Below are 13,960 nucleotides of genomic sequence, written 5' to 3' on the forward strand. Positions count from 1 at the left end.
TCATAAAGACTGTATCGCTTCAACAAAACAAAAATTTCCAAAGCAAAAAACTTGAAAGTCAAAAAAGGTCAAAGTATAATAAAGTCAAAAGGTCAAAGATAGTCAAAGTCAAACAAGACAACTAAAAGGGGGTAATGGAAAATGATGTGTCAAAAATGTCAAGAACGCCAAGCAACTTTTCACTTACATGTACAAGTAAACAACGAGAAGAAGCACTATCATTTATGTCAAACATGCTATCAATCATTAAAAGCTACGAATAAAATTCCGTCTGGATTAGGAGGTGGATTTATGTCTATTGACGATTTGTTGCAACAACTTCATGGTCAACATATGTCACAACAACCTGCAAACGAACAAATGACTCAAGTGCATCATGGTGGCGGAAATAAAGGAAATGGCTTTTTAGATCAGTTCGGGCGCAATTTAACGAATGCAGCGAAAGCCGGTTTAATTGACCCCGTCATTGGTCGAGATGATGAAGTTGAACGCGTCATTGAAATATTAAACCGTCGAAATAAAAACAATCCCGTATTAATCGGTGAACCCGGTGTTGGGAAAACAGCCATTGTCGAAGGGTTAGCGCTAAAAATTGCTGAAGGCACGGTTCCTTCAAAATTATTAAATAAAGAAGTGTATTTATTAGATGTTGCCTCATTAGTAGCGAATACAGGCATTCGTGGTCAATTTGAAGAGCGCATGAAGCAGTTAATTGCAGAACTTAAGCAACGCAAAAATGTCATTTTATTTATTGATGAGATCCATCTCTTAGTCGGTGCAGGGTCTGCTGAAGGTTCCATGGATGCAGGAAATATTTTAAAGCCTGCATTGGGACGTGGTGAATTACAAGTTGTTGGTGCGACAACATTAAAAGAGTACCGTGCGATTGAAAAAGATGCAGCTTTAGAACGTCGCTTCCAGCCGGTGATGGTACATGAACCAACGGCGGATGAAGCCATTGAAATTTTAAAAGGCATTAAGTCTAAATATGAGGACTTCCACGGCGTCCGCTATACAGATGAAGCGCTAAAAGCATGTGTAACGTTATCACACCGCTATATTCAAGACCGCTTCCTACCTGATAAAGCGATTGATTTATTAGATGAAGCTGGTTCAAAAATGAACTTAAAGTCTGGTGTTACAAACAAAGATGCAATCGAAAAACGCTTAAAAGAAATTGCTGTTGAAAAAGAAAAAGCTTTAAAGACTGAAAGCTATGAACTTGCCGCTAAGCTTCGTGATGAAGAAGCAAAGCTAGAAAAGCGTCTGCAAAATACGATGAAAGAAGAAACAAAACAGAGTGTCGATGTGGCCAACATCGAGGCAATTATCGAGAAGAAAACAGGAATTCCTGTTGGCAAGCTCCAAACAAACGAAGCAACGAAAATGAATCATTTAGCAGAAAACTTAGCGAATAAGGTAATTGGACAACAAGAAGCCGTTGAAAAAGTCGCAAAAGCCATTCGTCGTTCACGCGCAGGCTTAAAAGCGAAACATCGCCCGATTGGCTCATTCTTATTCGTCGGACCAACAGGTGTCGGTAAAACAGAATTAACGAAAACATTAGCGGAAGAATTATTCGGCTCAAAAGATGCGATGATTCGTCTTGATATGAGTGAGTATATGGAGAAGCATGCTGTATCGAAATTAATCGGTTCACCTCCTGGTTATGTCGGTCACGACGAAGCAGGACAATTAACGGAAAAAGTTCGTCGTAATCCTTACTCCATTATTTTATTAGACGAAATTGAAAAAGCACATCCGGACGTACAGCACATGTTCTTGCAAATTTTAGAAGATGGTCGCCTAACCGACAGCCAAGGACGTACAGTCAGCTTTAAAGATACCGTGATCATCATGACAAGTAACGCAGGTGTTGGCGAGAAGAAAATTTCGGTTGGATTTGAAAAAGCAACCGATGCGGTGAAACAAACATCTGTGCTTGATTCACTATCCTCCTACTTCAAGCCAGAATTCTTAAACCGCTTCGATGCGATTATCGAATTTAACCAATTAGAAAAGGATAGCCTCGTCAAAATTGTGAACTTAATGCTAGCAGAACTACAAAACACTTTATCTGAACAAAGCATCGTCATGACGGTGACGGAAGAAGTAAAAGAAAAGTTAGCTGAGCTTGGCTATCACCCTGCATTCGGAGCTCGCCCGCTTCGCCGCGTCATTCAAGAACAGCTTGAAGACCGAATCACTGATTTACTGCTAGACAAGGAAGAAGTAAAAGAAGTGCATGTTACTATTGAAAATGATGAGATTGTCGTAAAAGCGTAAAATAACACAAACTCCCTCTCACAGTCAGACTTCGTATGAGAGGGAGTTTTTTACATATCCTTTAGTTCGGTTCTCGGAAACATGACAAAAGCCCAAATTCGGGTGGTTTTGCCCCAATTCTTGAAGGTTTTGCCCCAATTCTTGAAAGAAAAGCCCAATTTATGAAAATAAAACCCAATTCGTGTTTTTCCGACTCAACTTCATTCCCCTTCTAAACTGCAGACTCCTTAAAAAGTTGCAATTCCGCAAGTTTAAGTGATTTCGCCGTAGGTTTTGAAAGTTTTGTTCACGTTTTGAAAATTTCCCGCAAGTCTTGAACATAAGACCCATTCTATGAAACTAAACCACATCTCATCAATAAATTGGACTTGTCCGAAAAGTGGTATTTGCTCCCAGAACTCAACAGAAGGAACCCCGAAGAATGCTGTAAAATCAACATTCTTCGGGGCTTTTTTTTGAGTAGTTACATTAAATTGGACTTTTTAGACAGCCCATTGTTATTATCGATTATCAATTTTCTCAGGATACAAGTCGTGATTCATCAGGCGATATTCCGCCATTTTTTCGTATTTCGTTCCAGGGCGTCCGTAGTTGACATATGGGTCGATGGAAATACCGCCGCGCGGTGTGAATTTTCCCCACACCTCAATATACCTTGGATCCATTAACGCAATTAAGTCATTCATAATAATATTCATGCAATCTTCGTGAAAGTCCCCGTGGTTTCGGAAGCTGAATAAATACAGTTTTAATGATTTACTTTCGACCATTTTTTTATCTGGAATGTAGCTAATATAAATCGTCGCAAAGTCTGGCTGGCCTGTTTTCGGACAAAGTGACGTAAACTCTGGACAATTAAATTTAACAAAGTAATCTCGGTTCGGATGTTTATTGTCAAACGCCTCAAGAATCTCAGGAGCATATTCGAATGCATACTTTGTTCCTTGATTCCCTAATAATGTAACGCCTTGTAATTCTTCATCTTTTCTTCCTGTCATAACGATTCTCCTTTCTGTTATACCCCTCTTTTATTCCCCCAAACGAGCGTATGGAGCTGAGGGAGTACACGTGCATCATTAAATTGTTCATCTTGCATCGTTTGATCAATTAACCACTCGTACCTTTTCAACAGATGTGAAACTAACACTTCCTCATTTTCTTCAGAAACGGTTGGATTTCCAACTTGTAAATAAAAAGGGATGCTCGAATAGCGTTTTTGCACCATTTTGGCAAATGATAAATCCTCTTCATCAAAAATAACAATTTTCAAGGAAACTGACGAAAGTCGATTTTCATTCTCTAATTCTTTCATAATCGTATCAAGAACGTGAAAGTCATGTTTCATCTTGGAGCTTGGTGGCTTTGGTGAAATCGTTAAATCGTCAACTTTCGTAAGCCACGATTGATAGCGACTTCCTTGTGTTTCAATCGCCACTTTAATCTTTTTATGATGAAGGAAATCAATGAACTCCTCTATTTGTGGATAAAGGGCAGGATTTCCTCCTGAAATGGTCACGTGTGAAAAATTGTTGCCAGCAAGATTTTTGAGATTTTCCCATATTTCATTTGGAGACATAAGCCGAATTTCTTTTTTACCGCTCCCATCCCACGTAAATGAAGAATCACACCACGAACAAGAAAAGTCACAACCTGCCGTGCGAACAAACATTGTCTTCCTACCGATGACCATTCCTTCCCCTTGAATGGTCGGCCCAAATATTTCAATGACTGGAATGAGTCGATTTCTCACGAAGATTTCTCCTTCTTTGGACGATAAACAACATAGCTCGTTGGTGTTTCTCTTACAAATACTTGGACACATTTCGGTTTATTCGGAAGCTCATCTAGTTCATGTTGAATCATTTCAAAAATCGTTCTCGCTACGACTTCTGTCGTTGGAAATTGATTTGAATTTGTGTTACTGAAATAAGGATGTTCATTTAACACCGTATGATCAAATTGTCCGTGAATCAGTTTTTTTAATACGCTAAAGTTAACTAAAAATCCCGCGTCATCCAGTTCGTCTCCAGCAATCGTGACATTCACAAAGTATGTGTGACCGTGCGTGTTTTGACAATTCCCTGCTGCTTCACTCGGAATAAAATGAGCAGCGGCAAATTGCATATCTTTATTTAATTCGTAGAGATAATCATGTTGTACTTGAGGGTAAATTTGTTGTAGCATTATGCTCCCCCATCCTTTTCTTTTACGTATTGGTCCAATCCTCTTTGTCTTAATTGACAAGCTGGGCATTCTCCACAGCCATCTGACATGACTCCGTTATAGCAAGTTAATGTTTTTTCACGTACAAAATCAAATGCACCTAGTTCATCCGCTAGTTTCCATGTTTCCGCTTTATTCAGCCACATAAGTGGTGTATGGATCACGAATTGACTGTCCATTGCTAAATTAACTGTGACATTGCAAGATTTAATAAAAACATCTCGACAATCTGGATAACCACTGAAATCTGTCTCACAAACTCCTGTCACAATATGCTTCGCCCCTATTTGTCCCGCTAAAATGGAAGCAAAGGTTAAAAATAATAAATTCCGTCCCGGAACGAACGTACTCGGCAATTCGCCTTCTTCTTGCGTAATCGCCATATTTTTTCTCGTTAATGCATTAGGTGCTAACTGATTTAATAACGACATATCTAAAATATAATGTTCAATGTTCAGTTCTTCCGCAATTTGCTTTGCTACATCTATTTCTAGCTGATGTCGTTGATTATAATCAAATGTCACCGCGACGACTTCATCAAACTGTTTCATCGCCCAAAATAAACAGGTCGTACTATCTTGACCACCGCTGAATACAACGACTGCTTTTTCTTTCCCCATTTATAAAATCACCTTTCCTAACAGTATAGGAGTCATCATTTCCCCATAAAAAAAGCACCTTCTATATAGAGGATAGAGGCGCTAGCAATAATACAACATAAAAAAACTATACCCTAAGGATATAGCGTTCCTTAGTTTTTTATAGAGGGTTTAGCTAGAACCTCTCCCGTTATGAATAACGGAATTGATATGCATTTGTCAAAATCCTTAAATACTATACCAATAATGTTTGAAAAATGCAATATATAAGCAAAAAATCGCCTCAAGATGGTGCTTGAGGCTTTGTTTACATGTTAACTCTGTTTTTCATCATTAGCTAATTGTTTAAACGATTTCACTTTCCCATGCTCATTTTGGGCTTGTTTTCGAACGGTCCATTGTCGTTCTTTTTGACGCTTTGATTGAGTCATGCTTCTACTCCTTTCAACCTTAATCTATTCATTAGCATTTAATGAATCAAGAAAAGATATGCATGAAGAAACGACTTTTGCGAACATTAACGATATACCTTGCAAAGAAAGGTGAGGAAATATGAAGATTGTCATTATTGGAGCTGGATTTGGTGGATTAGAGACATGCTTTCGACTCAGACGTTTATTAAAAGATCGACATGATGAAATCATCTTAATATCTGACATCCATTATTTCCTTTTTCGCCCATCTCTTATTTGGATACCGTTTCGTGAAAGAGAAATCTCTGACATTTCGCTTCCTTTAAAAGAAATTATAAAGGACACGAACATTACTTTTATGCATAAACGAGTAACGAGAATAGTACCGCAAAAACAAATGGTCGAATTAGACGATAATGAAACCGTTCATTACGACTATTTAGTGATCGCATCAGGAGCTGAACTCGATTTTCAACAAATAAATGGTGATACAAAAAAGATCCATTCCATTTACACAATAGAAGGTGCTTTGAAAGTTAGACAAGAAATTCAAAAAATAGCAGATGGCGATTCCATTGTCATCGGATCATGCGCCGGTAATCCTAATCCTTCGCCATCGTATGAGTTTACTTTCGAACTGCATGCTTATTTACAAAAGAAAAACATTAACGCTTCCATCACATACTTTACTTCGGAGGATCAGTTATTTCATTTTGCTATTTCCGAATCAACAGAACATGTCACGAAATTAATGAACAAAAAAGGGATTACGTATTTTACGGACACTACGGTTACAAAAATGACGGATCACCACGTTCAATTATCCAATCATCAAGTAATACCTTACACATTTTTATTAGTCATTCCCCCATATAAGGGAGCAGACTTTATTTTGAATTCAGAGCTTCACCACGAGAACGGATTGCTACGAGTCAAAGAAACATTACAATCTGAAGAGTGGGAGAATATTTTTGTTGTAGGAGATGCGTGTATATTGCCGAAACGGGAACGAGTTAAAAGCGGACGAGCAGCAGAGCTTCAAGGAAGCATCGCTGCAGAAAATATTTTTTCAAAGATGACGAAGCGTACTAAGCAAAAAAACTATGAAGATCAAGTAGTCAGCATAGTGGAAACGGGCACAGATGGGGGGATGCTTTCGGTTCTAACAAAACATTTGGAAATTCATACAAATGGATCTACACCACATGTAATGAAAATCATGTTGGAAAAATATTATTTACAAAAATTAAAGGGGCAAAAGTAAGACAGCCATATCCCAAATATGTCTAAAGTTCGATGAAAATAGCCTTACTTTTTGATTCCCCGATAACGTCCAGTTCTTAATTCTTGCTCATACTCTGCAACATCTGGAAGGCGTGCTTCTTTTGCTTGGGCAATGGCTTTTTCAATATCGTACGGGATACGAACAAATTGAATAGAAAATGGAGCAGATGTTGTTGAGTTGTATACACCTTCAACAATTACATAGGATGCTTGGGTAACATCAAGCGGATTTCCAACACTTCCCGTATTAAATAACGTTTTACCGTTAAGGTGTTGGATGAAAGCGTTGTGAACGTCACCATATCCTACGATTTGAGGTGTACCATACTTATCGCTTGTATTCGGTGAATTTTCAAACATCGAAAGCCTTTTCTCGATCGTGTCCCATGGTTGAATTCTCGTCCAAACACTAAATGGCGATGCATGGAAAAATCGCACAAACCGACCACTAATAAAACATTCAATCGCATAAGGAAGTTCATGCAAATACGTTAACTGTTCCCTTGTTAATTGGTTTTGATGCCATTTGATTTCAAACGGGACATCTTCTTTTTGCATGAGGTCATCCCAATTCCCTTGTACAACTTGTTCACAGCGATTTCGGATAATATCAACAGCTTCCCTCCCGCTTGGCCCTTTTCCAACGAGGTCTCCAAGGCAAAATATGCGGGTAATTTTTCTCATTTCGATATCTTGTAACACAGCTTCTAACGCTGGTAAATTTCCATGAATATCAGATATAATCGCAATCTTTTCCATAATATCCCCCTTCCACCTTCCGTACAGATTATGAACACTATTTTACCATCCATCCATTATTTCGGCACCTTTTTTAATGCTAAGAGAAGAAGAAACCCAACACTCATGTACCCAAATAATGGATATAACTTCGTGATAAGATCACTATACCCAACTAAACTAATAAAATAGGTAATACATAACAAAACAGTTACAATACTAATGCTAGGGAATTGGAAAGTCGCTTTTATTTGGCGTTCAATCCCGTATACATTTCCGATAACGGATGTAAAAACTTCTCCATACATGACAAGTAAATATAAATAATAAAAACCTACCATACTCCCTTTAATAAGCTCGGCCATTGGAATATCATACATTTCAACGTTCGGAAGACTTGATAAAGCGAGGTGGCTTGTACATAAAATGATACCTAGCCCAACCCCCCCAAGCTTTGCTCCAACCTTTATTGCTTCTTCATCTTGAATTTGCGAGGCTAGCGGAACTAATACAGCTTGCGCTAACGCTAAGTTGAACGATGCATATAAAAAACTTGAAAAGATAGATGATAGAGATGGACGTGCGATAAATTCGAGGGAAATCGTTGATACATCCAATGTTTGATATGAAAGAAAAAGTGAAAATAAAATAAAGATCGGTACGACGACGACATTGACAGATGAAATACCAGTAATCCCAAATAATAGAACAACCATCGTTAATAAAATCGTTAATACGATGCCAAATTGTGCCGACATGTGAAGCTGCTCTTTAAAAATGGCGCCTGCTCCCGATAACATTACCGAGGTTACCCCGATTAACGTCATAAGCATCAACATATTAAAAACAGGTCCAAAAAATGAACCGAAGAGAAAGTGATTTAATTGTTGATACGACTTAGCACCAATTCGATGTCCTACTATCATCATCTTCATGCCTAGCCAACTTAATAACCATGTACAAATAATAATGCCTAGTAACCCAGCCTCTCCATACTTTGTAAAAAATTCGACAATTTCTCTTCCAGTTGCAAACCCTGCGCCAACAACTGTACCAATATAAATCGCTGCTACTTGAAAAGCAACAAATAGATTTTTCCTCAACCTATCCACCTCGTTCAATCCCGTTAAAATATTATATGGACAAGAGCGAAAAAAAAGACGGATGAATCTTCTTAAAAAGAAAAAGTATTCATTCTCTCTTTCACTGTTCATACAATGTACGTGAGGTGATTGAAGTGGATTATATGGATCGATTTTTTTTATCGGTTGTCATCATTTTAGTGTGTTTAAATAGTACTTCTATTACGTTTATATTGTCATATGAAACGTTCGATTCTATATTTGGCCTGATAATGTATTATTTCATTTCCCTATTTTGCCTATGCTGTTATTCCATTCTGGACTTCTCTTCCTTCTCCACCTATTATCGAAACCTTCTTTTCTATTGTTGTATCGGGACATTGTTTTTACCTTTGTATTATGAATGGATTGGCAACTCTATATTTCGCCACCTTCTTTTTTCTCTCATCCTTTAGACTGAAAAAATTCCATCATTTATAACGACATAACATTACACCTTCTATCTGATTTTTTCCATCTTAATCCTTTATAAAATATAAATACATACAAAAAAAGGAGATGAAAACATGTTTGAACATGATTATTTCACTTGGAAACAATATGAATACACGTCTTTAAAATTAAGGAAAAAAACATGGTATTGGAGAGGGGCAGCGTAGGCTGGCTCTTTTTCTATGAATACTCGTCCTCTTCTTTCAGCATCATTATTCAAACTTTGTACATATTTTGTGTCAAAAAAATTGAAGTCGTTAAAGTTCTTTTCATTCATGTCGATATATGTAATAGGAACATTGAAAAAAGGATTTGATACATATGGACAAAACTTCTCTTATTGGTTTAATACTAGGAATTATTGCATTAAGTGTTGGGATGGTACTAAAAGGTGTTAGTTTTTCTACTTTAGTGAACCCAGCAGCGTTTTTAATTATTATTGTTGGAACGATCGCTGCTGTAGTCATCGCATTCCCTAGTAGTGAAATAAAACGAATTCCAAAGTTATTTCGCATCTTATTTCGCGAACAAAAAACAACTTCCATTAAAGAGGTCATTCCACTTTTTTCAGAATGGGCACAAATCGCCCGGAAAGAGGGTTTATTAGCTCTTGAAACAAAAATTCATGAAGTGAACGATCCGTTTCTTCGAAATGGGTTGATGATGGCTGTTGATGGGCAAAATGCGGAGTTTATTCGGGATGTGATGACAGAAGAAATTGAAGCGATGGAAGATCGACACGAATCAGGTGCTTCCATTTTTACACAAGCGGGTACTTATGCACCGACACTTGGGGTATTAGGAGCTGTTGTCGGGTTAATTGCGGCCCTTTCCAACATGGAAGACGTCGAAGCACTAGGAAAATCGATTGCGGCAGCTTTCGTCGCCACTTTATTTGGAATTTTTTCAGGGTATGTTTTATGGCATCCATTTGCGAATAAATTAAAACGAAAATCAAGACAAGAAGCGCTCGTTAAACAAGTGATGATTGAAGGAATATTATCCATTTTAGAAGGACAATCAGCACGTGCTATTGAGCAAAAGCTTGCGATTTACTTACCAGAAAATGAACGTGAACAGCTCTTTCAAGAAAGTGTGAATCAAGATGGCTAAACGAAGAAGGAAAAAAGAAGAACAACATACTGATGAATCTTGGCTCATCCCGTATGCAGACCTTCTAACGTTATTACTCGCTTTATTCGTCATATTATTTGGGATGAGCTCCCTTGATGCCCAAAAGTTCCGTCAACTAGCAAGTGCGTTTAATGCTACTTTAACAGGTGGGACAGGTGTTTTAGAATACCCTTATCCACCTAACGAAATTGAAAAAACAGATGTAGAAAATGCGGATCTTTTGAAAATGAAGGAAGAAGAAAAAGAAGCAGAGCGTAACAAAATCAAGGAAGAAAAAAATCAGTTAAATGAAGTTGAAGAAAAAATTAACACATACATTGATGAAAAAAATTTAAGTGGGAAGTTGCAAACGACGTTAACGAGTGAAGGACTTTTAATTACCATTTTAGACGACATATTGTTTGATTCTGGTAAAGCTGATGTCCGCAATCAAGATATTCAATTAGCAAAGGAAATTTCCGAACTACTTGTCATGAATCCTCCACATCATGTTGTCATTAGCGGGCATACAGACAATGTACCGATCAAAAATTCACATTTTGATTCAAACTGGCACTTAAGTGTGATGCGTGCTGTAAACGTCATGAAGATTTTATTAGAAAACGAACAATTAGATCCAAAAATGTTTAGTGCAAAAGGATATGGAGAATTTAAACCAGTTGCTTCCAACGATACGGCTGTAGGAAGACAAAAAAACCGTCGTGTGGAAATACTAGTGTTACCGTATGGAACAAACGAGAAGAATCGTAATTAAAAAATATCTATCAGAACAGCTAGCCTCCCTCGTATATGGGCGAGAACGTAAAAACCCAGCTTGCATTTAGCTGGGTTTTTACGTTGTTCACACTTATGAACGATCCATATTTTTCACATACAAACCAAGTTTTTTCAACATTTCAATGACAGCTGTTTTTTCTTCATCCGATAAGATGCAAAGCGCATCATCGATATATTGCTTATGTTTAGGAAACATCTCTTCCATAAGTTGAATTCCTTTTTCCGTAATGGCCGCATGTGTCACTCGTCGATCGTTAGGGCAAGCCTTTCGTTCAAGCAGTTCTTTTTTCTCTAGCTTGTCAACTACATACGTGATACTACCACTAGCTAGAAGAATTTTCCCACCGATTTGCTGTAGCGGCTGATGTCCTTTATGATACAACAATTCTAAAACGGCAAACTCAGTTGGGTTCAAACCGTATGATTGAATATGTTTACTCACATGATCGTGAATAGCGCGATACGCCTTTGATAAGACGACATATAACTTTAACGATTGATCCATATTTTCCGTACAACTCAATTTTCATCAATCCTTTTAATATAAATACCTTGAATTCTAAATAATCATAATGAAACTGCAAACAATTGTCAAGTATTACTGAATAATTTTCCAGTTTTCATTTGTCTTTCCTTCTAACATTTTCTATAGTCGATGATCAATGCTTTAACTACACGCTTAAAACTACTCGAGAATGATTCATGACAACGTAGTACAAACGATTTTCTCATGCCGTATTCCCATTGTATGTCAGTGAAATGAACCGTCACTTGCTTTGCTCTCTCCTTTTTACTTGCAACTTTTCTCTTCATACTAAAAAGTCCAACATAGAATATTGACATCCATGTTAGACTCGTTTTTATATGGTAACAATCTTTTCGATCTCTTCTAAAAATTGATAAGGGATCACAACAGTTGAAGCTTCTGCATTTTCGGCAATTTGTTCAACGTGTGACGCACCGACAAGTGTACTGGCTACATTTGGTTGTCGCAATATCCAAGCTAGTGCTAGCTGTGCCAGTGTAATGTTAAGTTCCGATGCGATTTCATTTAATAACGAAAGTTTCCGATTTACAATATCATTAATGATTTTCTTCACCCATGAATTAACATTTTCGTTGGCCGCTCGACTACCAGATGGAATATCTCCTCCTAAATACTTCCCTGTCAACACTCCTTGTGCTAGAGGTGACCAGACGACTTGAGAGATTCCATGCTTTTCACTTATTGGAATGATTTCTTCCTCGATCTCACGATGCAATAAATTATATTGTGGCTGATTCACAATAATGCGATTTAATAAGTATTGATCAGCAACAGACAATGCTTCTAGCATTTGCGCTGCCGTCCACTCACTGACGCCTACATACCGAATTTTTCCTTGTCGAATTAAATCATCAATCGCTCTTAACGTTTCATCTAGTGGTGTCTCTTTATCATAGCGGTGGCAATAAAAAATATCGATATAATCAAGTTCCATTCTTTTTAAGCTTGCATGAACTTGATCATATATATGCTTTCTTGACAATCCTCTATCATTAGGACCATCGCCAACAGGCCAAAACGCTTTCGTTGTAATGACATACGATTCTCTTGGAAATGCTTTTAATGATTTTGCCATCACGCGTTCGGCTTCACCATTTGCATATACATTCGCCGTATCAAAAAAATTGATTCCCTCGTCGTAGGCTTTATGTATAATGTTTTTCGCATCTTCTTCACTAACGGTTTTCCCAATGGTTAGCCAGCTGCCTAAGCTTACTTCACTTACTTTTAAACCGGATCTTCCAAGCCTTCGATAATTCACCTTGACTCCCCCTTCATAAGCCTAAAAAGTAAGTCCATCCCTTTTTTCTTTTTATCTGAAAAATTATTTCTACCTTTAATTTATCAGAAATTTCAAAAAACGTAAAGAACAAGTCGAATCCAATTATCGACTTGTCCGCCATTATGATGAATGGTATTTGTTCATTCGTGAACTTCCTCTTGCCTTTGGCTTAACACGTTTTTTTCGACGAAAAAGTTTTTTCAAGCTGGTAATGATGAAGTAACAACCTATGTATATAAAGAAAAACACAAGAAAGCCCCAAAGTCCAATAACGGCATCCTCAAATTCCATGTTTCCACGATTCGTAATTTTTTGCTGAATTTCAATGGCAAAAACAATGACGACTAAAACAGTAAATGTGTAAATAAACGAAAGAAACGTTATGCTATATTTACTAATCCACTTAAAAACAACATGTGTAAAGAAGAAAAAACCTATTCCGAAAATACCGATTACCCAAAAATGCAATTCCTTATCTGTAACCGTCAATCCTAAAATCTCAAACAATTGGATAAACATATCATGAAAATCATTCATGACATTGGCAATTAGTTTAATTACGTCTTTCATTTCATGGCTCCTATACTTCTCATTGTACCTTTTTATAATAATGATGAATAAAAAATTTGTAAAATAAAAAGATTGGATGTCTATTTTACAAATGGATGGCAAGATTATTTAAGGTGTTCGTAATGTAACGCTAAAAAAATGCAAGTTTCCCTTTAAGAAATCGATTTATTTACTAGAATAGGTTCAGAAATTGTCCATGATTTTACATGTTCATAGATATATTGAAAGGGCGTTTTTTCGGCAATCATTTTTTGGTATTCATTTAAAAGGTGATCGAGTTCTTGACTAATCATGACGGTTTCGGAATTTGTAAACCCTTTTAAATTAGCTACTTCCATTAACTTTTTTCTTTTTAATGAAATTTCCAAATCAAGTTTTTCCAAAACTTCGTTCGCCATTTTCTTTACCTCCTATTCAAATGTGCTAAAGTGAGCACTATCGTATTATTACAGATTCTACTATTTTTGTAAATAGAATCGCATTTTATGACAATTTTTTTAACATTTTTTATTTGATGACTCTTTTTTCCCCAT

The 13,960-nt window shown here is 37.0% G+C and carries 15 protein-coding genes and 1 riboswitch; of the genes, 4 read left to right on the forward strand and 11 right to left on the reverse strand.

Annotated elements, in window-relative coordinates; translation table 11 throughout:
* Positions 1–141: 141 nt before the first annotated feature.
* Complete coding sequence (locus MLD65_RS09880) at positions 142–2,286, forward strand: ATP-dependent Clp protease ATP-binding subunit (protein WP_243291699.1); 2,145 nt, start codon at positions 142–144, stop codon at positions 2,284–2,286.
* Positions 2,287–2,786: 500 nt separating this feature from the next.
* Here the strand turns inward: MLD65_RS09880 and queF are convergent, their stop codons facing one another.
* The 5 genes from queF to MLD65_RS09905 all read right to left on the reverse strand — a co-directional run bounded on the left by queF (position 2,787) and on the right by MLD65_RS09905 (position 5,539).
* The gene (queF, locus tag MLD65_RS09885) at positions 2,787–3,284 is read right to left on the reverse strand and encodes a preQ(1) synthase (protein ID WP_243291700.1); all 498 of its coding nucleotides are present in this window, start codon (positions 3,282–3,284) and stop codon (positions 2,787–2,789) included.
* Between the two features lie 17 nt (positions 3,285–3,301).
* A complete protein-coding gene (gene queE / locus MLD65_RS09890; RefSeq protein WP_243291764.1) occupies positions 3,302–3,976 on the reverse strand; it encodes a 7-carboxy-7-deazaguanine synthase QueE in 675 nt (224 codons plus the stop codon).
* A gap of 56 nt (positions 3,977–4,032) precedes the next feature.
* Positions 4,033–4,470 carry a 6-carboxytetrahydropterin synthase QueD gene (queD, locus tag MLD65_RS09895; protein ID WP_243291701.1) on the reverse strand — a complete coding sequence of 146 codons (438 nt, stop codon included), beginning with the start codon at positions 4,468–4,470 and terminating at the stop codon, positions 4,033–4,035.
* Positions 4,470–5,129 carry a 7-cyano-7-deazaguanine synthase QueC gene (gene queC / locus MLD65_RS09900; protein WP_243291702.1) on the reverse strand — a complete coding sequence of 220 codons (660 nt, stop codon included), beginning with the start codon at positions 5,127–5,129 and terminating at the stop codon, positions 4,470–4,472. The genes queD and queC overlap by 1 nt, the downstream gene beginning before the upstream one ends.
* Positions 5,130–5,254: 125 nt before the next feature.
* Positions 5,255–5,299: riboswitch (PreQ1 riboswitch) on the reverse strand.
* 123 nt (positions 5,300–5,422) lie between these two features.
* Entirely contained in the window at positions 5,423–5,539 is a 117-nt protein-coding gene (locus tag MLD65_RS09905; protein ID WP_243291703.1) for a DUF6254 family protein, read from the reverse strand.
* Between the two features lie 121 nt (positions 5,540–5,660).
* Between MLD65_RS09905 and MLD65_RS09910 the strand changes: the two genes are divergently transcribed.
* Positions 5,661–6,785 carry an NAD(P)/FAD-dependent oxidoreductase gene (locus MLD65_RS09910; RefSeq protein WP_243291704.1) on the forward strand — a complete coding sequence of 375 codons (1,125 nt, stop codon included), beginning with the start codon at positions 5,661–5,663 and terminating at the stop codon, positions 6,783–6,785.
* Positions 6,786–6,829: 44 nt separating this feature from the next.
* Here the strand turns inward: MLD65_RS09910 and MLD65_RS09915 are convergent, their stop codons facing one another.
* Complete coding sequence (locus MLD65_RS09915) at positions 6,830–7,564, reverse strand: metallophosphoesterase family protein (protein ID WP_243291705.1); 735 nt, start codon at positions 7,562–7,564, stop codon at positions 6,830–6,832.
* Between the two features lie 56 nt (positions 7,565–7,620).
* Complete coding sequence (locus MLD65_RS09920; protein WP_243291706.1) at positions 7,621–8,646, reverse strand: YkvI family membrane protein; 1,026 nt, start codon at positions 8,644–8,646, stop codon at positions 7,621–7,623.
* 792 nt (positions 8,647–9,438) lie between these two features.
* Here MLD65_RS09920 and motA point away from each other — a divergent pair.
* Positions 9,439–10,230 carry a flagellar motor stator protein MotA gene (motA, locus tag MLD65_RS09925; protein WP_243291707.1) on the forward strand — a complete coding sequence of 264 codons (792 nt, stop codon included), beginning with the start codon at positions 9,439–9,441 and terminating at the stop codon, positions 10,228–10,230.
* Positions 10,223–11,005 carry a flagellar motor protein MotB gene (motB, locus tag MLD65_RS09930; RefSeq protein ID WP_243291708.1) on the forward strand — a complete coding sequence of 261 codons (783 nt, stop codon included), beginning with the start codon at positions 10,223–10,225 and terminating at the stop codon, positions 11,003–11,005. Before motA ends, motB begins: the two co-directional genes overlap by 8 nt.
* Positions 11,006–11,098: 93 nt before the next feature.
* Here the strand turns inward: motB and MLD65_RS09935 are convergent, their stop codons facing one another.
* The 4 genes from MLD65_RS09935 to MLD65_RS09950 all read right to left on the reverse strand — a co-directional run bounded on the left by MLD65_RS09935 (position 11,099) and on the right by MLD65_RS09950 (position 13,825).
* Complete coding sequence (locus MLD65_RS09935; protein WP_243291765.1) at positions 11,099–11,533, reverse strand: MarR family winged helix-turn-helix transcriptional regulator; 435 nt, start codon at positions 11,531–11,533, stop codon at positions 11,099–11,101.
* Between the two features lie 355 nt (positions 11,534–11,888).
* Positions 11,889–12,836, reverse strand: coding sequence for an aldo/keto reductase family protein (locus MLD65_RS09940; protein ID WP_243291709.1), 948 nt, complete (start codon positions 12,834–12,836; stop codon positions 11,889–11,891).
* A 141-nt stretch (positions 12,837–12,977) separates the two neighbouring features.
* Positions 12,978–13,427 (reverse strand): hypothetical protein, encoded by a 450-nt coding sequence (locus MLD65_RS09945; protein ID WP_243291710.1) that lies wholly within the window; start codon positions 13,425–13,427, stop codon positions 12,978–12,980.
* A 152-nt stretch (positions 13,428–13,579) separates the two neighbouring features.
* The gene (locus tag MLD65_RS09950; protein WP_243291711.1) at positions 13,580–13,825 is read right to left on the reverse strand and encodes an aspartyl-phosphate phosphatase Spo0E family protein; all 246 of its coding nucleotides are present in this window, start codon (positions 13,823–13,825) and stop codon (positions 13,580–13,582) included.
* Positions 13,826–13,960 lie beyond the last annotated feature (135 nt).

The organism is Bacillus sp. FJAT-47783 (genome assembly GCF_022808615.1).
In the GTDB taxonomy this organism is placed as follows: Bacteria; Bacillota; Bacilli; order Bacillales; family Aeribacillaceae; genus Bacillus_BZ.